General features: G+C 58.2%; 20 protein-coding genes. 18 read left to right on the forward strand and 2 right to left on the reverse strand.

Features of this window, described 5'->3' with window-relative positions:
• Positions 1-132: 132 nt before the first annotated feature.
• The 15 genes from ABOC32_RS09970 (at position 133) to ABOC32_RS10040 (ending at position 13,980) form a co-directional block, all read left to right on the forward strand.
• On the forward strand, positions 133-3,510 hold the full coding sequence (locus ABOC32_RS09970; protein ID WP_426810905.1) for a phage tail tape measure protein: 3,378 nt from the start codon (positions 133-135) through the stop codon (positions 3,508-3,510).
• A 9-nt stretch (positions 3,511-3,519) separates the two neighbouring features.
• Positions 3,520-4,365, forward strand: a complete 846-nt coding sequence (locus ABOC32_RS09975; protein ID WP_426810906.1) for a phage tail protein — start codon at positions 3,520-3,522, stop codon at positions 4,363-4,365.
• Complete coding sequence (locus ABOC32_RS09980) at positions 4,340-4,546, forward strand: tail protein X (RefSeq protein WP_010953963.1); 207 nt, start codon at positions 4,340-4,342, stop codon at positions 4,544-4,546. Before ABOC32_RS09975 ends, ABOC32_RS09980 begins: the two co-directional genes overlap by 26 nt.
• Before the next feature lie 59 nt (positions 4,547-4,605).
• Positions 4,606-5,649: a phage late control D family protein gene (locus ABOC32_RS09985; protein ID WP_426810907.1), complete on the forward strand. Its 1,044-nt coding sequence runs from the start codon at positions 4,606-4,608 to the stop codon at positions 5,647-5,649.
• 36 nt (positions 5,650-5,685) lie between these two features.
• Positions 5,686-6,237: a glycoside hydrolase family 19 protein gene (locus tag ABOC32_RS09990; RefSeq protein WP_426810908.1), complete on the forward strand. Its 552-nt coding sequence runs from the start codon at positions 5,686-5,688 to the stop codon at positions 6,235-6,237.
• On the forward strand, positions 6,234-6,794 hold the full coding sequence (locus ABOC32_RS09995) for a lysis protein (RefSeq protein ID WP_426810909.1): 561 nt from the start codon (positions 6,234-6,236) through the stop codon (positions 6,792-6,794). The genes ABOC32_RS09990 and ABOC32_RS09995 overlap by 4 nt, the downstream gene beginning before the upstream one ends.
• A gap of 153 nt (positions 6,795-6,947) precedes the next feature.
• Positions 6,948-7,742 (forward strand): DNA adenine methylase, encoded by a 795-nt coding sequence (locus ABOC32_RS10000; RefSeq protein WP_426810910.1) that lies wholly within the window; start codon positions 6,948-6,950, stop codon positions 7,740-7,742.
• 103 nt (positions 7,743-7,845) lie between these two features.
• A complete protein-coding gene (locus ABOC32_RS10005; protein ID WP_426810911.1) occupies positions 7,846-8,076 on the forward strand; it encodes a hypothetical protein in 231 nt (76 codons plus the stop codon).
• A gap of 175 nt (positions 8,077-8,251) precedes the next feature.
• Entirely contained in the window at positions 8,252-8,542 is a 291-nt protein-coding gene (locus tag ABOC32_RS10010; RefSeq protein ID WP_426810912.1) for a hypothetical protein, read from the forward strand.
• Complete coding sequence (locus tag ABOC32_RS10015) at positions 8,506-8,859, forward strand: hypothetical protein (RefSeq protein WP_426810913.1); 354 nt, start codon at positions 8,506-8,508, stop codon at positions 8,857-8,859. The genes ABOC32_RS10010 and ABOC32_RS10015 overlap by 37 nt, the downstream gene beginning before the upstream one ends.
• The gene (locus ABOC32_RS10020; protein ID WP_426810914.1) at positions 8,852-9,106 is read left to right on the forward strand and encodes a hypothetical protein; all 255 of its coding nucleotides are present in this window, start codon (positions 8,852-8,854) and stop codon (positions 9,104-9,106) included. Before ABOC32_RS10015 ends, ABOC32_RS10020 begins: the two co-directional genes overlap by 8 nt.
• The gene (locus ABOC32_RS10025; protein ID WP_426810915.1) at positions 9,103-9,354 is read left to right on the forward strand and encodes a hypothetical protein; all 252 of its coding nucleotides are present in this window, start codon (positions 9,103-9,105) and stop codon (positions 9,352-9,354) included. The genes ABOC32_RS10020 and ABOC32_RS10025 overlap by 4 nt, the downstream gene beginning before the upstream one ends.
• Before the next feature lie 624 nt (positions 9,355-9,978).
• Positions 9,979-12,141 (forward strand): AAA family ATPase, encoded by a 2,163-nt coding sequence (locus tag ABOC32_RS10030; RefSeq protein WP_426810916.1) that lies wholly within the window; start codon positions 9,979-9,981, stop codon positions 12,139-12,141.
• A 292-nt stretch (positions 12,142-12,433) separates the two neighbouring features.
• On the forward strand, positions 12,434-13,069 hold the full coding sequence (locus ABOC32_RS10035; RefSeq protein WP_426810917.1) for a hypothetical protein: 636 nt from the start codon (positions 12,434-12,436) through the stop codon (positions 13,067-13,069).
• Between the two features lie 74 nt (positions 13,070-13,143).
• The gene (locus ABOC32_RS10040) at positions 13,144-13,980 is read left to right on the forward strand and encodes a hypothetical protein (RefSeq protein WP_426810918.1); all 837 of its coding nucleotides are present in this window, start codon (positions 13,144-13,146) and stop codon (positions 13,978-13,980) included.
• A 411-nt stretch (positions 13,981-14,391) separates the two neighbouring features.
• On the opposite strand, the gene ABOC32_RS10045 is transcribed toward ABOC32_RS10040, so the two are convergent.
• Both ABOC32_RS10045 and ABOC32_RS10050 read right to left on the reverse strand, forming a co-directional pair.
• Positions 14,392-14,664 carry a DUF3077 domain-containing protein gene (locus ABOC32_RS10045; protein WP_426810919.1) on the reverse strand — a complete coding sequence of 91 codons (273 nt, stop codon included), beginning with the start codon at positions 14,662-14,664 and terminating at the stop codon, positions 14,392-14,394.
• 136 nt (positions 14,665-14,800) lie between these two features.
• The gene (locus ABOC32_RS10050; RefSeq protein WP_426810920.1) at positions 14,801-15,064 is read right to left on the reverse strand and encodes a hypothetical protein; all 264 of its coding nucleotides are present in this window, start codon (positions 15,062-15,064) and stop codon (positions 14,801-14,803) included.
• 833 nt (positions 15,065-15,897) lie between these two features.
• Between ABOC32_RS10050 and ABOC32_RS10055 the strand changes: the two genes are divergently transcribed.
• From ABOC32_RS10055 to ABOC32_RS10065, 3 genes are read left to right on the forward strand one after another with little or no spacing between them, the layout of a single operon-like run.
• Entirely contained in the window at positions 15,898-16,758 is an 861-nt protein-coding gene (locus ABOC32_RS10055) for an SH3 domain-containing protein (protein WP_426810921.1), read from the forward strand.
• Between the two features lie 8 nt (positions 16,759-16,766).
• Positions 16,767-18,698: a hypothetical protein gene (locus ABOC32_RS10060; RefSeq protein WP_426810922.1), complete on the forward strand. Its 1,932-nt coding sequence runs from the start codon at positions 16,767-16,769 to the stop codon at positions 18,696-18,698.
• 10 nt (positions 18,699-18,708) lie between these two features.
• Entirely contained in the window at positions 18,709-19,917 is a 1,209-nt protein-coding gene (locus tag ABOC32_RS10065; protein ID WP_426810923.1) for a hypothetical protein, read from the forward strand.
• Positions 19,918-19,978: the final 61 nt, after the last annotated feature.

The following is a 19,978-nucleotide window of genomic DNA, read 5'->3' on the forward strand; positions in this document are numbered from 1 at the left end:
TCCCCAGTCGCTCAAGCACGCCGCCAAGCGTCTCGCGGCCGAGCTGCATTTCTCGGCTGCTGAAATCATGGCCATGTCGTATGCCGACATGGTCTGGTGGCTGACCGATTGAGCTTGCACAGGGGGTAACCGATGGCAAGCAAGGTAGCGTTATCGCTGGTGATCGGCGGTGCCGTGGCGTCGTCGCTTGGCGCCGCGTTCAAGACCGCCGAAAACGGCATCCAGAAGCTGGAAGCCAAGGGCAACAAGGCCAAGGTGCTGAAAAGTACCATTGGCGAAACCATCAAGCTGCGCGAGGAGTGGAAGCGCGCGCACGACAGTGGCGCCGCCGGCGCTGACAAGCTGCAGCGCAAACTGGACAGCAACCTGGATGCCTTGCGCAAGCAGGGTATCGAGGTCGGCAGGCTTGGCCGCGAGTATCAGCGCCTGGGCCGCGAGGCGCGGGCCGCCGAGTTGCAGATGAAGGGCCACCAGCAGCTGCAATCGGGTAGGGAATCGCTCAAGTCGAATATCGGCAAGGCGGTGGTGGCCACGGGCATGGCCGCTGTGCCGACGATGATCAGCGCGAACTATCAAGCGGTCATCCGTGACATTGCGATTAAGGCCGACATTGCCAACAAGCCCGAGGAGCAGCAGCTTAGCCGGACGGTGATCGACACGGCCAAAGACACGGGCATGTCGCGCAATGATGTGGCCGACCTGGTCAACCAGCTGGTCGGCGCCGGTATGGAGCTGGACAAGGCGCTGTCGTATGCGCCGGTCGCGGCGAAGTTCGCTGTAGGCCAAGGTGCTTCGGGCGTCGACACCGCGTCGATGATCCAGGCGCTGGAGCAGAACGCCAAAATCAGCGATCCGAACGTCATGCAGCAGGCGCTGGAGGCTATCGCCTACCAAGGCCAGGCGGGCAGCTTCGAGGCCAGCGACATGGCCAAGTGGTTCCCGCAGCTGCTGGCCGGCATGGAGAAAAACGGAATCACCGGGCTGGATGCGGTGACCTCGCTGGGCTCCATGCTGCAGGTTCAGATGAAGACCGCCGGCAGTTCCGACGAGGCGGCGAACAACTTCAAGAACTGGATGGAGAAGATTGGCGCCGGCGATATCAAGAAGGCTTACAGCGATGTGGGCATTGATTATCAGGCGTCACTGAATACCGGCCTGCAGAAGGGCATGAACGTCATTGAGGCGTCCATGGCCTTGGCCATGCGTTACGTCGAGAAGACTGACCCGGCGAAGGCCAAGCAGATCAAGGATGCACAAGCCAAGATCGACAAGGAAGTCGACCCGGAGAAGGCCAAGGCGGCGCTGGAAGCCCTGGAGAAAACCCTGCGCACCGGCGATATCTTCGCTGACATGCAGGTCAAGGCGGCGCTGACCGCCTACGGGCAGAACCGGGGCTTGTATGAGGAACTTAAGGCCGACTCCAAGAAGGCCTCGGGCATTCTCGACAAGAACCTGGCCGAGCGTCGTGAAACGTCGGCGCAGCAGTGGGCTGAGCTGGGCCAGGCGGTGGATGACTCAATGCGCAGCATTGGCGATGCCATCCGCCCGGCCACCGATCTGGCGGCGCAGGGGCTGACCAAGGTCGCCCGTGGCATTACCTCGCTGTCGGATCAGTTCCCGTCGATTGCAATGGGTATTGGCGGCATCACGGCGGCGGTCCTGGCGTTCATGACTGCGCGCAGCGCCCTGCGGATCGGCCGGGGGGTGTTCAACATCGCACGCGGCCGGGGCTTGGAAGGCATGGCGGGGCGTGTGGGGCGTGCTGAGCGGGCGCCGATCGAACTCCCCAAGACCGGTAACAAGGTGGTCGACACCAGCCTGGGCCTGCTGGGGAAGGTGTTTTCGGCGGGATCGAAAGCGCCTGGCCAAGCCGATGACCCCGGCGGCGCCGCCAACGACACCCAGCGCGTTTTCGTGGTCAACGCCGATGCCATCGGCGGGATTGGCAGTAGCGTTGCAAATAGCGGCCCTGCAGGGCCTGCTAGGGGTAGTCGCAGAAGTCGTCGCCGGGAGCGTCGGCGCGCAGTGCGACAGGGCACTGCGGTACGTCCTGCACCTGCCGTCGAGGCCCCAAAGCCGCTCAAGGCAGCCGTGGCCAAGGTTCGGCCGCTGCCTGCAGCTTCGTCAGCCCTGACCGCCGCTGATGACCTGGGCAAGGTAGCGCGCTCGGTGCGCAGTGTCTCGCGTCTGGCCAAGAATCTGCCAGGAGGCAACATCATCGATGCCGGTGCGGCTGCGATCGATGTCGCGCTGAACGCTGAGACCAAGGACGAAAAGGCCGAAGGTTATGGCGGCGCCGCCGGTAGTCTGGCGGGCACCCTTGCCGGAGCTGCAGCCGGGGCCGCCATAGGCTCAGTGGTGCCTGTGATCGGTACCGCCGTGGGCGGTGCTGTCGGCGCCGTCCTAGGCGGTATGGGGGGCGAGTCCTTTGGTGGCTGGCTGAGCAAGCGCTGGTTTGGTGATGAGCCGGCCGATGGCCAAGCCGAGCCGGAATCGCAGCCGGCACTGGGTGAAGCGTTACGCGTAACGATGATGCCGGCCAAGGAAGTCGAGCCTGAGCCCGCTATGCCTCCGGCCCAGCCTGAACCGGCGTCGACGCCGAAGGCGCAACCCGAGCCGTCGATGCCCAGACTGGGCGACACGGTGCGGGAGGTGGCCACCCCGGTACTGATGGAGTCCGCGGTTTCGTACGACCCTCGCGACCCCGGGTCGAAAGACCCGTTCCTGCTGCCGGCGTTGACGGCTGGCAAGGTGCGGTTCCCCGGCGCTGAACTCGTGCGGCCGCCGGCTCAGTCAGAGCCCCCAGCAGTGCCCGAGGCGCTATCCCAAGCGTCTGCGCCGAAGTTGGGCGACACCGTGCGGGACGTGGTTACCCCAGCGCGGGTAGAGCCGGCAGTGTCGTATGACCCGCATGATCCCGCTTCGAAAGACCCGTTCCTGTTGCCGGCGCTGACAGCCAACAAGGTGCGGTTCCCTGGTGGTGGCCTAGTGCGGCCGCAGCCTGAGCCTGAGCCAGGGCGCGAGCCACCGGCGCCCAAACTGGGGGCTGCGGTGCAGAAAGCAGCACCGGCACCGGTCCCGCTACCGGCCAAGGCCGAGGTGTCGTATGACCCGCGCGACCCTGCATCGAAAGACCCGTTCCTGCTCCCCGCCCTGACGGCCACCAAGGTGAGGTTTCCCGGTGCCGATTTGGTTCGGCCGCAGCCTCAAGTCCAACCACCGGGAGGGCTTGGCGATGTGGTGCGGGAAATGGCCAAGGTCGCGCCGCCGGCGCCCAAGCTGCCGGAGGTGCCGCCACCTGCGAAGGACTCGCCGCCACCGGCGCCGAAGGTGGACCAAGCGTTTACCTTCGCCCCGGTCATGCCGATCCACGTCACCGGTGATGTGAAGGACCCGAACCAGCTGCTGCGTGAAATGGAGTCGGGCGTGCGGGGGCTGTTTGATGCCTGGCAGCGCGAGATATCGGCCCGCATGGCCTCGTCGCAGCTGTTCGATCAACCCCACGTTTAAGGAGGCTCTATGGCCTACATGGCAATGCTGGAGTCGTCACTGTCCAGCCTGGTTGCAGCGGGGGAGGCCGGCCGGAAAAGTGCCGACGGCATGCTGGTACCGCTCAACGGCGCTATTAGCAGCATCACCGGTGCCGCGTCCGAGCTGGAGGGCATCCCGTTTCTACCGCCCGAGCTTGGCGCCAAGGCGGGCCGGCTGGTGCGCAGTATTGGCGTGGCACAGGCGCGGGTCGGGCAAATAACGTCGACCTACAGTCGGGCTGTATCGGGCGTCAGTCAGGTGCAGGAACGCCTCGGCACGTTCAAGCAGATGGCCAGTAAGGTGTCGTCGGAGGTTGGTCGGGTGGCTGGCAAGCTAAGCCCGTCGCTGTCCAACATCCTCCCCAGTGGCGGGCTGTTGGGCTCGGCCACGCCGACACCTGAGGCTGTGGCGCCATTCCCGCACCTGCTGATCATCCAGCCGCATGAGCCCAACGCCCAGCCGTATTACTTCAATCTCGGGACGGCCGCGTTTGACGAGCTGCGCCGGCAGGCATCGTTTCGTTGGGCGGGGCAGGAACGCTTGCGTCGAAGCGTGGCGCAGCAGGCCGTGGGCCTGGGTGAGGAAAAGCTCACGCTCAAAGGTGCGATCTTCCCCAACCACAAGGCCGGGCTCAAGCAGCTCAACACCCTGCGCTCCATCGGCCGCAACCTGCGGGCGTTGAACCTGGTGACGGGCTACGGCGAAGTGCTGGGCGACTGGTGCCTGGTCAGCATCGAGGAGGAACAAAGCCACCTGTTGCCGGGCGGCATCCCTCGAAAACAAGGCTTTACCCTGGAGTTTGTGAGCTATGGCAACGACCTGCAGAACGTCTGACGGTGATCTGCTCGATGTGATCTGTCAGCACCATTACGGGCACCTCAACGGCACGGTCGAGGCCGTGCTCGATGCCAACCCGGATCTGGCCAGGCAGGCGCAGCCATACCGCGCCGGCCTGCTGATCCTGCTGCCGGATCTTCCGGCGCCTGCAGTCGAGCTGCTGCAGCTGTTCGGCTAACCCGCGTTACGCGTAACGGACCCCGCCAAGTGCGGGGTTTTGCATTTCTGGAGCCCTGCATGAAACCCACGTATCAAATCGTCGCGGATGGCAGCGACATTACCGCGCTGATCAATGACCGCCTGTTGCTGCTGCGCACCTCGGACAAGCCCGGCATGGAGTCGGATGAGTTCGAGCTGCGCATTGACGACCGCGACCAAGCGGTTGCGCTGCCGGCACGCGGTGGCAACGTCGTGGTCATGATGGGCTACGAGGGTCAAGGGCTGACCCGCTTGGGCGCCTACACCGTCGACGAGGTGGAATTGAGCGGGCCGCCCGACACCATCGTGATACGCGGCAAGGCCAGCGACATGCGCGGCAGTGGCAAGACCGTGCGTAGCGGCAGCTGGGAGAATGTGCCGCTGTCGCAGATCGTTGGCGAAATCGCCAAGCGCAACGGCTGGGAGGTGTCTTGCCCGGTCGACATCAAGGTCGAGCGCGTCGACCAGCGCAACGAGTCGGATTACAACTTTGTCACCCGCCTGGCCAAGCAGTACGACTGCACCGCCAAGGTGGCCGAAAGCAAGCTGCTGGTCATGCCGCGCCAAGGCGGGCAAAGCACCACCGGCAAGGCGCTGTCGGTAATCACCATCAACAAGACGGACGTTTCCCGCTACCAGTTCCGCCTCGGTGATCGCAACTCGCAGAAGGCCGTGAAGACCCAGCACCAGGACCCGAAGACGGGCAAGTTGCAGGTGGTCGAGCTGGCCAACGACGAGTCGCCGGACGGCCTGCCGCCGGTGCACACCGACCGTCATGTCTACCCCAACAAAACCGCTGCCCAGCAGGCCGCCAAGGCTCGCCTGGCTGCGTTCAATCGCAGCACCGCCGGCGTGCGCCTGGAAATGCCCGGCCGCACCGACCTGTTTGCCGAACGCTCGATCAATGCCCTGGGCTTCAAGCCGGGGCTCGATGGCGAGTACCTGGTGGACGGGGTCGAGCAGCTATTCACCCAGTCCGGCTGGACTACGACCGTCGAGTGCAACGGCGGCAAAAAGGGCAAGGCCAAGGCCTCGGGTAAGAAAAAGAAAGACACCAAGCCGCTCAAGGTTGAGCAGCTGTAACCCCACGGCCGCGCGCGGCCGACACTGGAGACCTCAATGGCTATCTCAATTCAACAGCTTCAAAAGATCCTCCCTAACGCCGGCTCGAAAGCCGGCGTTTTCGTTCCCGGCCTCAACGCCACCATGGGTAAGTTCGCCATCATCACGCGACTGCGCATGGCCGCGTTCCTCGCTCAGATCGGTCACGAATCGGGCCAGCTGCAGTACGTGCGTGAGCTTGGCAATGACAAGTACCTGTCGAAGTACGACACCGGTCACCTGGCTCAGCGTTTGGGCAATACACCTGCAGCAGACGGTGATGGCCAGCTGTATAGAGGTCGTGGGCTCATCCAGGTGACCGGCCGGTTTAATTACGAAGCGTGCAGCGAGGCCCTGTTCGGTGACAGTCGCCTGCTCAATACCCCCGAGCTGCTCGAACATCCGGTCTACGCATCGATGTCGGCTGGCTGGTTCTGGCAGAAGGAGGGCCTGAACAGCTTGGCCGACAAGGGCGACATCCTGGCCATCACCAAGCGTATCAATGGTGGTACCAACGGTCTGGAGGATCGCAAGGCCCTCTACAAGCGAGCGCTCGAGGTGTTGCAGTGAGCGCCTGGGTCACCCGCCTGGTCGCCGTGGCGCTGCTGCTGGCTGCCAGCGTTGGCGGCGCCCGGGCAGCCTGGGTGTGGCAGACCAACGCATACAAGGCGCAGCTCGCTGATCAGGCCGATGACTTCGGCAAGCAGTTGGCGGAGAAGGATCGCGCGCACGGTCTAGAGCGGGAGAAGGCAGCAGCAGCAGCGCTTGATCAACTGGCTGAAGAACTGGAGGCGCGGCGTGCCCTGGAATCGCGCCTGCTGGCCCAGACACAAACGCACTGGAAGGAGATGGAAGATGCTCAACAAACTCAAGCTCGCCTGCGTGACCGGCTTGCTACCGCTGATCTGCGGCTGTCAGTCCTTGTCGACGCCGGAGCCCTTGCCGCCTCGAGTAGTGACGGTGGGCTGCGAGAAGCCGCCGGCCCCGGAGGCCTGGTACATGGCGCCATACGCGCCCCACTTGACCGAGCGCATGCTCAACGAATTGTCGCCATCACCGACGAAGGTGACCGGGGGCTGATCGCGCTGCAGGCCTGCCAGGCCTATGTCCGCGAAGTCACCCAGTAGTAAAGAGGCGAGCCGGGACGGATGCGTCAACATCCAGCCCGGCCCACCGAACCCGCAGACCCTTCCTGCAAGTCCAGCCGTGACCTCTGCCTTGTGCACAAAGCGCGGCGAGCCTAACACCTGTTTATCCATACAGTAAAGACTTGCATACCTATGACCTCTCCAATCATCCCCTGGATGGGCGGCAAACGCCGCCTGGCCGACCGCTTGATCCCTCTCTTTCCCCCTCATGAGTGCTACGTCGAAGTCTTCGCCGGAGGGGCCGCATTGTTCTTCATGCGTCCTCAGCCTGCCCCCGTGGAGGTACTGAACGACCTGAATGGTGACCTGGTCACTCTTTACCGCGTTGTGCAGAACCACCTGGAGGAATTCGTTCGCCAGTTTAAATGGGCGCTCAGCTCTCGCCAGATCTTCGAGTGGCAGAAGATGACGCGTCCTGAAACTCTGACCGATATCCAGCGTGCGGCGCGCTTCTTCTACCTGCAGCAGCACGCCTTCGGTGGCAAGGTCACTGGGCAGACGTTTGGTACTGCTACCACGGGACCGGCCATCAACCTCCTACGGATCGAAGAGAACCTGTCCGCCGCGTGGCAGCGTCTGGCCGGCACTTACGTCGAGAACTTGTCCTGGCTCGCCTGCGCCGAGCGCTATGATCGAGCGCACACGTTCTTCTACATGGACCCGCCTTATTGGCAAACCGCCGGCTATGGCGTGGATTTTCCGTATGAGGAATACGAGCGCATGGCCGATTTCATGCGGCGGTGCAAGGGCAGGGTGATGGTCAGCATCAACGATCACCCAGACATTCGTCGGGTTTTCGCCGGGTTCCACTTTGAGGGCTTGGATATCCGCTACAGCACCACTAACCAGCGCCACTGCAAGGCGGAGCTCACTGGTGAGCTGGTAATCATGAACTGGCAGCCATCGTCGCTGGGTGGCTTGTTCTAAATCAGCCCGAGCAGCTTGTGAGTCGTTCCATTATGCCACCATGGTGACTCGACGCTGCTCACAATCCGCTTACACTGGTCCGTCATTAATTCAAGGAGTTGTTATGCCGCTGACAATTGACGCCACCCCTCTAAAAAACCTGCTGCTCGCCTTGGATATTTCTGGCTTGGCGGTCACGAATGCGCTCGATGCAGCGCTGTCCGATGATGAGGACCTAGCGAGTTCGGCGCTCGACTTGGCCGAATCTGCGACGGCTGAGTACAAGGCTACCACCGTCAAGCTGGTCGCAATGGTGCGCCAGTTGGTGGCCGAAGCGGAAGCCCGACAGGGATGATGACGGAGATTTGAGCGGAGCTTTCCGTAACGGATTTTCTGTTAAATGAAGGCCCCCGTATCGAAAGGTACGGGGGCCTTTTTTGTGCCCGTGTCACCCAAAACGACGGAAACGGGCGACCAAACCCGCTAAAGTGATTTCGACGTACCCCACCCCCTACATAAAGGCATGCTCTATGAGAACACACAGACCGCTGCCCCCACTGGCTGGCGATCACCCGATGCTGCAGCAGCTGCTGGCGGTGCAGCTGCCGGAAAAAATTCAGACGATGGCGGCGGAATGGCTTAACCAGCTGCTGCAGGCGCAGGAACGGGACAGCCTGTATTACATGGCCGGTGCCAGTAGCGGGTATGCCCTGGGCATCTGGGCGGCCGGTGCGGTGGAAAAACACAACTACGAGCGGTTGTTCGAGGTGTACAAGCAGGCGGCATGCGCCCGCGCCAAAGAAAAGGGCTGGGCATGGTGAGCGCCGGCGCGTTGTCCTACCGGGGGCCGGCCGACCTGACCCTGACCTACGGCGAGGCGCCCGGGCTCGGCCGCAGCGCCGAGCGCCCGGGCGTCGACGTGGTGGTGAGCCGGCCGAGCGCCGGCGCGCCGGTGTCGGTGCTGGTCGACCGCCAGTTGGGGGGGGCCCTGCTGCTGGCCCCGGGCGTCAGCCGCGCCACCCTGGTGCTGCCGGACGGCACCGTACTGGCCGGCGCGGTGCAGGGGGTTGCCGAGAGCGGTGACTATTTCGAGATTGCCGCCGTTTCGTCTGCGACACAGGGGAACCGTTATGCGTAACGCCGGTGAGTTCATGCCCGGGCTGGTCTTGCCGCCGGCCTACCACGGGGTGCTGCGCAAGCGCCTGACGGAAATCGATATGACCGACAGCCTGGCCGACTGCCAAATCGCTCAGGCGCGCGCCGAGGGCATGGTGGAAGCCCTGGAGTTGCTCAACGCGCTGGAGGCCGATCAGATCGAGCGCCTGTACCTGCTGATCGAGCAGTTCGCCACGGCGCGCCTGCTGGAACTGGGGCGCGCGCAGTGATCGGCCAGGCGGTGGATGTGAACACCCTGCGGTTGCTGGCCGGCACCCGTCAGGTGCGCGACGCGGTGGCCGGTCGTTGGGAAGACGACCGCAACCAGTGGACGTTGAGCATCCGCGTCGGCGGCCCCACGGCGCGGCTGATTCCGGTGCGCTCCAAGCGCGACCAGGTGAAGACCTGGGCGAAGCTGGACACCTTGGTGAAGTTTGCAGAGGAGGCCGGTTTAGAGAGGCTTAGCGTCGAGTTATGAGCCGAGTTATCTGGCTCATCAAATTCGTTAATCGGTCTCGAAGCCTGAGTCGAAGCTCTGGTAGGACTGACCGCTAACGACCCAAAGCTGGCGAAAGGTAGCTATCGACCCAAAACTGCCCTCCTAACGTCTAGAGGCAGCCACTGAACCGACCACGATACGGCTCCTGCTGTGAGAATCTAAAGTCACAATCTTGAACAAACAGTCTGGGCTGTCCATAGTTATTCGAGTTCATTGGTCCACTCCCCCTGCGGTGGAGGGGCAACGTGGAAGGTGACCAACGTCAGAGTCAGGCTGGGGACTAAGTCCATTGCGGAGAATACAAAGAATTACTAAATTCAATAGCTCCATTTGCTCCAAGTTTTATTTATGAGAGATCTCAAGCGGCAGATCAAGATATTGCTGGCGAAAAAATATAACGCTGCCCCCATAGATTGAGAGCCCCAAATTCAACTAGGATGGCCGATATTCACTGAATATTGGGGGCACTTTAAAGCAGCTAGATTTTTCCAGCTGTAGTGTGGTGGCAGGAGGGTTGCGTTAAGCAGCATTGTTCGGGGGCGTTGAGCTCTATTGGCTCAGTACACTGCAAATCAGGCACTAAAGGACTAAGGCGGGTATACAATGAAAGAAGTATCTGTTGATCTGAAAGACTGCTATGGGATCAAGTCGCTGTTTTATAAGTTTGACTTTGGAGAGGGTGTCGGGCACAAAAAGTCTTTTGCAATTTATGCCCCAAATGGGTTGATGAAAACATCTTTCACCAAGACCTTTGAGAACTTGGCTGTAGGTGAAGCACCAAAAGAAGAGCGCTTCAATAAGAACGCCACAGCCGTAGTGCAAATTGATAGCGTTGCTATCGCGCCAAAATGTATCCATGTGCTCAAATCTGAAATTGACTTGTCTCAAGAAAGTCCAGAAATCTCTAACATTCTAGTTAATCCAGATAAAAAATCCAGATACGATTCGCTGATTCTAGATATAGAAAAGCAAAAGGTTAAAGCCATCAGCTCTTTGCAGAAGCTGTCAGGCGTGCCTAAAAAAGATGTTGAAGGTACAGTCCTGGCGGATATTGGCGGAAGCGCATTTTTTGAAAGCTTAACCAGGCTTTCAAAGCAACCGCTCAAAATTTCATCTGCGCCGCTCTACAGCTATGCATCTATATTTGATAATAAAGTTGCTGAGCTAGTAAAAAGCGCTGATTTCCTAAGCAACGCTAGGGAGTTCAGCGAACGATATCAGCAAATTTTCACGCAGGAAGGAACTATTTTTAAGAAAGACATTTTTAATCCAATTAAAGCGGATCGCTCATTTGCAACCCTTAAAAGTCAAGGGTACTTTGAAAGTGGCCACTTATTATATTTAAATGGTGACTCATCACCCGTAGGGATTACTGAGGTAGAAGAGAGGGTAAAAGGTCTCCTTGCAAAGATCGAAGATGACCAGCGCTTAAAATCCATTAAGGATAATATTGCCAATAACGCTCAGACACAGGCCATAGCTAAGTTGTTTGAAAGCCTTCCGATGAGCGATATAGAGTTTCTGCTAGAGGGTTTAAAGCCTGAAAATCAACCAGAATTCAAGGTGCTCCTATGGAGGTTTTACTTAGAAAGTAGCCCAGAGACTACGACCTACCTGAGCTTGTATTCAGCCGCACAAGAAGAGATAGAGTCTATAGAAAAAGAAGCGGCAAACTTAGCTCCAGAGTGGAGCGCGGCTGTGAGCCTGTTCAATGATCGGTTCACTGATATGCCCTTTCGACTCTTAGTGGAAAATAACGCCAAAGCCGCTCTTGGGAAAGAACGAGCCAAATTGGCATATGTGTTTAAGGATGAAGACGGAACGGAAGTCAAGCTCGGTCGAGACGGGCTGAAAACCCTCAGCCAAGGCGAGAAGAGAGCTCTCTATCTTCTGAGTTTCATCTTTGAAGTTGAAGCAAAGTCAAAGCTAGAGCATGAAACCATTTTTATTATAGATGATGTCGCTGACTCATTTGACTACAAAAATAAACATGCAATCATTCAATACCTTGAGGATATTGAGGAAAAGCAAAATGTCTATCAAATAATTCTAACCCATAATTACGATTTTTTTAGAAGTCTCACAAAGTTCGTGCATCGAAAAAGATGTCTAATGGCAAACAAACACCCCGACAGGATCGAGCTAGTAACTGCTGAGGGCGTACAGAACTATTTTGTTGGCATACTTAAAAGAAATTTCCACACAAATTTGCGTGCAATGTGTGCTGCCATTCCGTTTACTAGGAACATTATTGAGTACACTAAGGGTGAGGGGGCTGAATACCTGAGGCTAACAAGTTTGCTCCATCAAAAAAACGACACCGACACAATAACCCACAAAAACTTTGTCGATATATACAATTCCACATTTTGTTGTCAGCACCCTGGAACGGAAAAGCCGGTTAAGGACATAATTTTTGAACAAGCTGATGCAATCTCTGATAGCCCCTTGCAGACTGGGTTAAACCTTGAGGATAAGGTCGTGATGTCGATGGCAATACGACTTAAAGCTGAAGCTTATATGTTGACGAGGATTAGGTTGGCTCTAAATAATCCAGATTATTGGTGCGCCGATCACAGTCAGTTTGGAAGTTTGCTAAAGCAATATATTCATCATTACTCAAGCTGCCCCTCCATTCAAACGCTGCGAAAGGTAAGCGTAACAGTTAGCTCAAATATACATCTGAATTCTTTTATGTATGAGCCGATATTGGACTTGTCTACAGGGCATCTATCGGAGCTTTACCGTGATGTAAAATCTCTATAGCCGTAATGTATGGGCGTATATGAGAGGGGGGAAATCATGCAGGGTGGATGCTGCTTCCGTGGGAACTAATTATGATCGAGTGATTCGCGACTGCTATCGTGCTGACCATCAGCTATAGGCCCGAAGCTGCCCTGCGTCAAGGAAAGCTTCGGGTCGAAAGCGGACGCGCTTATGCTCTCGCAAATTAACTCTCGCACAGCTGCTCAGTTGTGAAAATTTGCATGGAGGTCTAATGGTAGATTTTTTCGGGAATGGTCTTTGTGTCCATTGCCACTTGGCGAAGAGTGAGCTCATGGAGTTTTTAACTTTCAATGATAGCGCGGAGGAGGCATGGCGAGCCAAGGATGATAATTTGCAACGGGAATTGGAAATAATATTTAGTAAGTATCCTGAAGAGAAGCATCAAGACATTATTGAAAGTTTTGCTTGGGATTTGCATTGTAATCAGTCCAAGTATCCTGCTCTTCATCGAACTTCATTGTTGATCACGGTATTTAATTTTTTAGAGCATCAGTTGAACTCCTTGGTTGAAATTCTGTATGAAAGCATTGGTAGTAATCTAAAGATTCATGATATACATGGGCGCGGTATAGAAAGAGCTTTTTTATTTTTGGCAAAGGTGGCGGGCATCGACTTTTCATCTTTCGGTGGTGAAATTCCTTATATTAAGGGGGTCAACTTAGTTAGAAATGTGATAGTGCATAGTGGAGGGGTTCTTCCTTCGAGTTCTAATGATAAGGTAAATAAATTCATTTCTAAAACTGCGGGGCTTTCAGGTGTGGAGGTAGGGTCTATTATAATAGGTCCTGATTTTATTCCTCGGTTTATTGAGTTGTTGATCAGGTTTTTTGAGCGACTTGATGGAGAGGTTCAAGAGCACATGAGAAACTATCGATCACAAACAAATGCTAATGGCGAGGTCAGCTGATACTAAGCTCATCGCCGGCTAGACTTCATGTTTCATGCATTGTTTCAGTCGCTTAGGTGGGTAGGGGTGAGATAGTGATCTTCGAAAAACCTGGTTATCAGAAAAAGTCATCGATAATAGATTTTTTAGGTTACACGGCGTTGGTGATCCTTGTATCATCATATGCGACGTATGCGGTTATAGAGTTGTTTGGCCTTGGTGGGCAAGCAACGGCAACTAATGCAAAGTTTTTAGATGTTGTGAATGGTGCCGCTCAAATCGCTACCGCGGCTGCCTTTCTGTTGGCAGTACACCAATATCGAAAATCTATAAAGCAACAAAGGCAGTTAGCCATAGCAGCTGAGGCTAAAAGCCAGATAGCGGCAATGACGGAAATATCTAAGTCTATACGGACTGGTGATAACACCTCGATTGAAAATATAAGTGATTCACTTTCTTCTTTAGTTAGCTTTGCAGTAAGTTTTGATGAGCTTTACAAAGCGATGGATGAAGATCTCCATCGCGCGATGATTCGCATGCAGTGGCAGAATATGTATTTTGGCAATCTACTCGTCACGCTTAATAAGCTTGATTTATATCGCGTGCTGTGGAGTAAGTTTCTAATGGTGGGTGGGGTTGATACGCACGAGGTGTTCAGGGAGGCTCGAAAAAGTGTGGCTGAACTAAAGGTGTTGACTGTATTTGAGGAGTTTAATGTATATGAAGCGGTCTTAAATCATCCGCAAATATGCGAAAAGTACAGTTTGGTTGGTCAGATTAGTTCGCTTGATCAATTTGTTTTCTACTTTTTCAATGATTCTAAACTTAATGATCTGTTGTTCGGCTTGATGAATAGACCTGATATTCGGGCTCATGCGCCTTTTCTGGCAGCGGCGAAGCCATCACCCTGGGCTTTTGAAAAGCACGTGTAATGTGCAAGGCGGGGTGTTGGTTGGTACGGAATTGGTACAGGGCGAAGGTTTTTGCGCTGGACTCCCTGTATCTCAAGGGTTTCGAGTAAAGCGTACCCAACCCACTATGGGCGCTGCCACCGCTAGCTGCAGGATCGATCACGTCCGCAAGAGCTCTACCGCGGATTCAGCTAAGGTCGAGGCTTGGTCATCTAAGGGTATGCTCCAGACTCGGGAATTCTTAGGGCAAATTTAGGGCAAATCTTAGGGCGTGTGAGGACTTTGCAGGCCATCTGCTAAAGCCAGAATAGCCATTTTAGCTGGCCTCCGCAGGCCTAGTGAGGCTCTCGGGCGGGTTCAAATCCCTATCTCTCCGCCATACAAGATAAAGCCCCTGGAAGCGAAAGCTTTCAGGGGCTTTTTCGTTGTGCCTCACTTTTTCATCATCCCCAATTCAGCATCGTCCAGCAGCGCCTTTGCCATCGCACTCAGGTAGTGCGAGGCCCAGATCAGTTTCTGGTCGCCGTCCATCAGGCCGGTGATGATCAGGTCGCGGACGTAGCCCATCAGTTCGGATGCCTGTTCGCGGGCGTCCTGGCAGGGGATGCCGGGTTCGATGCGGAACAGCGGGTGGGAGTTGTTTTCGCCTTGGTAGAAGCAGGTTTTGCCGACTGTAGTGGGTTCTTTTGTGTTGTCGGTGGGCATTGTTGTAATTCCCTGGAATCTGGGTTTTCTGTGCTGGCCTCTTCGCGGGTGAACCCGCTCCCACAGGTGCTGCGCTTTACCTGAGGGCGGTGATAACCCTGTGGGAGCGGCTTTAGCCGCGAAGAGGCCGGGCCTGCTAATGCAAGGTGTACGGCTCGCTAGGTACATGCGGCCGCATCTGCAATTGCATCAAGGCCGACTCGACCAGACTCTGTACCTCCTCCATTTCATGGATCACGGCCTGCATCACGATCGAGCTGTGGGCTGTAGGCTTGAGTTGCACGGATTGGCGGGCGACGGACAGGGCGCAGACTACGTACTCTGAGGACTGGACCAGGGTGTCTTGCAGTGCCTGGGTGGAATCGAGGGAGTAGGGTGGATCGGGGACTATCTTGCGCATACATATCTCCAGGATCATTGGAGCTGCCGCAAGCTTGCTGTCAAACAAGAGGGTGGCAGCTGTACATGGGTTGACAGACCGAGGATCCCGGAGCAACTCGGCGCACCACGAGGGTGCCCCACATACAGCCGCCATAAACAGCGCACGTGTGCGGGAAATCGTCGGCCTGTCAAAGCCGGTCGTTGATTTTGCAACGACAAGCCGAGACTAGAGCGCGACATAATCCGTCGCAAGCGTTTGAGCGGTTTGGCAGTATGTTTGGGAAACGCCCTACAAGGAAGGGGATAATTCTGAGCTCAAGCTGTCGGGCGAACAGGCCTGCTGGGTAGAAAATGCTGAGCGCTAGCTAAATCTACCCCGCCATGGGATCTCACAGCGCCTTTTGTGGGAGCGGCCTTGTGTCGCGAAAGGGCTGCGCAGCAGCCCCAGCAATATCTGCAGGGCCGCCGAGGCCCTGCGGCCCTTTCGCGACGCAAGGCCGCCCCCACATGTGGCGATCGTCCCAGGCCTGAGGTAGAGCAGTTTCTCGCAACATTTTGTCTTGAACTGTCAATGGCACCTTGCGCTACAATGCGCTCCTCTAATACGCCTCTCACGCCCAGGCCAAACGCCGTAATGATTACGTGCGCTGGGTGATGACCTCTTCCTGACATGGATTCGTTGGATGCTTCGCGCCGTACTGGTCTGCCTCTACGCCCTTCGTTCGACGGCTAAATTGCCGTTTGCGACCAGCGCTGCCCGCTCACTCATGAAACCGCACAACGTCGAATGCTGCCGCCAGGTCCTGGCTGCGGTACGCGGCTGTGCGCCCCACCGAAAATGGAGTGCTCCACTTGCGTAAGAAATTCGTCGCGTCCCTACTGGCGGTCGCCATCGCTTCCACCACGGCCTGTGCACAACTCGGGATCAGCAAAGAGCAAGCGGGCACCGTGATCGGTGGCCTGGCCGGTGTGGCCATTGGCTCGACCATGGGCAGCGGCAACGGCAAGATCGCCGCAGCCCTGATCGCCGGTGGCATTGGTGCCTACGTGGGCAACCGCATCGGCCACATGCTGGACGAGAAGGACCAGCAGGCCCTGGCGCTGCGTACCCAGGAGGTGCTGAGCCAGCAGCAGACCACCGCCAGCGCCCAGCCGGTGACCTGGAAGTCCGACCACTCGGGTGCCACCGCGCAGATCGTGCCGGGTAAGGAATACACCCAGACCAAGAAGGTTGAGGTCAAACGCGCGCCGAAGATCCAGGCAGTGCCGTCGATGAAGCTGATCAACGAGCCCTACGTGACTGTCAGCGACAACCTGAACGTGCGCGCCGCCCCCAACCAGAACGGCGAAAAAGTCGGCAGCCTGAAAAACCACACCGAGTTCACCGCCGTGGGCTCTACCGGTGACTGGATCCTGGTCGGGCGCAAGGGCGTGACCGTGGGTTACGTGCACAAGAATTACGTCGAGCCCAAGGCGCAGGCCGTGGCCAAACGCGTGACACCGGCGGTGAACCTGGACGACCTGGACGTTGCCGCCAGCAAGGAAACCCAGGGCTTCGACCTGGATTCGGTGCAGTCGCTGCCGACCCAAACGGTCGCCGCCGAAGCCGCCTGCCGCCCGGTCACTGTCAGCCTGAAATCGCAAAGCGGGCAGACCGAGCAAGAGCAGAACACCTTCTGCAAACAAGCCAACGGCACCTGGGAACTGATCTGAGGAACTCCATGAAAAAGCACGCGCTCGCGCTGGCTGTGATCGGCGCTTGTGGTCTGGTACCGCAGGCGTTCGCCCACGAGCTGGCCTTCTCGAAGAAAGAAAACATCAAGGTTGAAGTACCCGGGGACGCCACCACCTGGTGCAAACCCGAGGTCGAACTGACCATCACCCGCCCGGCCTGGGATAACCAGGACCTGCTATCGGGCCTGCTGACCAAGCTGCCGTTCGTGTTCGCCAAGGACTGTTCGACCGCCAAGGTGAGCTGGAAAGCCGTGGATGCCAAAGGCAACCTGTATGCCAGCGGTTCGGGCAATGCCAGCAACCTGGGTCTGGTGACCCTGGCCGCTGCACCTGCTGCTGTCGCGGCTGCCCCGGCACCCGCTGCGGCTGCGGCTGCGGCTGCGGCTGCGGCTGCGCCAGCTCCTGCACCTGCACCTGCACCGGCCGAAGCCCCGGCTGCCGTTGCTCCAGCCCCAGCGCCTGAGCCGGCTCCTGCGGTAGTTGAATCCGCACCCGCGAAAGTAGAAGCAGCACCTGCTCCCGCTCCTGCCCCAGCCCCAGCCCCAGCCCCAGCCCCGGCCGTTGCCGCAGAGCCGGCACCAGCACCGGCAGCCGAAACCCCGGCCGCGGCACCTGTCGCTCCGCCCGTCCCGGCCCCTGCCGCCGCTGTAGCCGCGGCCCCCACCTCGGACTTCGGCCGCGCCGTGGTCCTGGAAAACCGCAACCTGATGCAGGTAACGGACGGTTCAGGCTGCAAATGGGTACTCAGCCGCGAGGTCATCAGCAACGGTGACACCCTGTCGTTCGGCACCACCCCGGCGATGCCGTGCCCGGCGTCCGGCTTTGGCGAAGGCAACTTCGAAAAAATCAGCTGGAAGGCCGTGGGTACCTACCGTGGCGATAACTGGAACCGCGTCTACGTTCACCCGAGTGGCTTGATCTTCAACAAGGTGTTCGAGCCTGCGGTCAAGGACAAGGCCGTTTCCTACCTCACGGCAGACGCTGGCCAAGCCGCATTCCTGGTTGGCGAGATCCCCAGCCGGCAGATGAAGGTGTACCTGACCTTCACCCGCGGCAGCTACGGCGTGCTGCGCCCGTTCGGCAGCGACCCTTACTACGTGGCGGTAACTCCGGACGAGTCGTTCGCCCTGGATGCGGCCAAGTACAAGGACGCTGCGCTGGAAATCTTTGACCTGATCAAGACCACCTCGCCGACCACCACCGATGTGGCCAACCTGCTCATCGTCAAAGATATTTCGGCGATCACGAGCAACATGTGGGGTAACGACGCGCAGAAGATCACCCGCAACCGCATCGGCATCAATCGCCAAGGCCTGTTCTTCGATGTGCGCGATGGCGCGAACTGGGCTGTTCAGCGCGAGGAGCAGCGCGTACGCGAGGCGCGCCGGCGTCAGCAAGAACTGGCCAGCGTCCACACCCGCGTGCTGGAGCGTTACCAGCAGTTGCAAGACGGCATGAGCGAGTTCAAGGGGCGTGAAACCGAAGCCCTTGCACAAATGGCCGGCATCAAGGTGCGCTTCGCTTCGCCGCTGGAACAGCAAGACCCGGCAACCTCGGCCCGCGTGGCGCCGATGATGGTGCATGTCACCGGCAAGCAGGGCGACTTCTACGCCATCGACTTCCCGAGCAAGGGCCGCCTGGTGGCGGACGAGGAATACAGCGAAGGCTGGTACGTGGCCCAAGTGGCCAACGCCACGCCGTACTACCCGCTGGACGATGGCCGCGCCGTGCCGACTTACCGTGCCTACAACGCGGGCGAGCCCCAGGCGTGCAAGCAGGACAAGTGTGCCGACCTCGTGTCGTTCGGTGCCGTGCTGGCCAAGGAGTTCCCCAACGCCGGTATCGATTTCAGCTGGACCCCCGAGGTCTCCCAAAAGTACGTGAACGACTGGAACAACGCTTCCGCCATGGTCCAGTGAGGCAAACACCATGATCAAACAGATGAACAAGAAGCAGCTGCTGATTGGCGGTGTGGCCGCAGCGGTGCTGGTGCTCGGCGGTGGTTACGCGATGCTGTCCAGCTCAGGCAAAAAGGCTGCGCTGGCCTACTACGACGACTTCAAGGAACGCTACTTCCTTGAGGACGTGCTGTCTGAGGGCGACATTTCCTACTCGGCGTTCTCGGGCAACCTGACAGTCGCCGACCCCGAGATCCGCGTCGCAGCGGCGCAGACCAATGGCGCGCAGAAGTTCATGCGCGGCCTGTCGGGCCTGATGGAATCGGTTGCCGGCGGTTCCAGCGAAGAAGGCCTGGCGGGTTGGGCCAAATACCAGTTCAACGTCAGCCGCAATGTGGCCGGCGTGTACCTGAAGGCCGACGCGCTGAAGCTGGCCCACGACGGTGACAGCAAGGACGGTACCATTCACATTCAGCTGCTCGGCATGCAAATGGGCAACCCCTTCATTGCCAGCAAGGGCGCAGAAGTGGTGCTGGTGTCTGATGTCAGCGACGAAATCCAGCCACGCGCCGAGCTGGCCGCCAATGGCCGGGCCACCCAGTCGGACTTCGACTGGGGTAGCAACATGGCGGTGCGTCAGCCAATGACCGGGGCGTTTCTGGTCAGTAGCACGGGTGATTTCGGCACCACGGTAGACGTGGACTTCATCCTCAAACGGTCCAGCGACGGCGAGGGCTCGATGGAGTTCGTGGTGACCCACCGTAACGATGGCTCCAAGGTGGGTGAGATCGTGCGCAAGGCCGAGTTCCAGTCACTGCCGGAGCTCGACGATGTCGAAACCCAGCTCAAGAGTGCATTGAGCGCCATGCTGATCGGGGCCTACAGCTCGTACAGCGGCCAGGCCGTACTGGCCGAGGCGGTGAGTGGTTTTGCACGCAAGGCCAAGGTGGAGAACTACACCTTGAGCTACAGTGGCTTCAAACCGCTGAAAGAGGCTTACAGCGACTACCAGCAGAATGTACCGAAGGCGAAGTTCGCCGCCTTCTGTGAACAGGTCGGGCTGTCGTCGTGGAGCAGTGATTTCGGGGCCAAGGGCAAGAACCACAGCGACTCGGAATGTGCCATCGGGCAGAAGCTGGTAGAAGAGGGCAAGTTCGAGGAGCAGTACACCTTCAAGGAAGGCAAGAGCCTGTTTGCGGCGTTGTTCGTGAGCAAGGCGTATCAGCTGGAAACCAATTGACGGGTTGATCGCTGATAAACAAAGCCCCCGGCAACGATGAGTTGCCGGGGGCTTTTTCAAT

Origin of the sequence: Pseudomonas sp. WOUb67 (assembly GCF_050058005.1) — a bacterium.
In the GTDB taxonomy this organism is placed as follows: Bacteria; Pseudomonadota; Gammaproteobacteria; order Pseudomonadales; family Pseudomonadaceae; genus Aquipseudomonas; species Aquipseudomonas putida_R.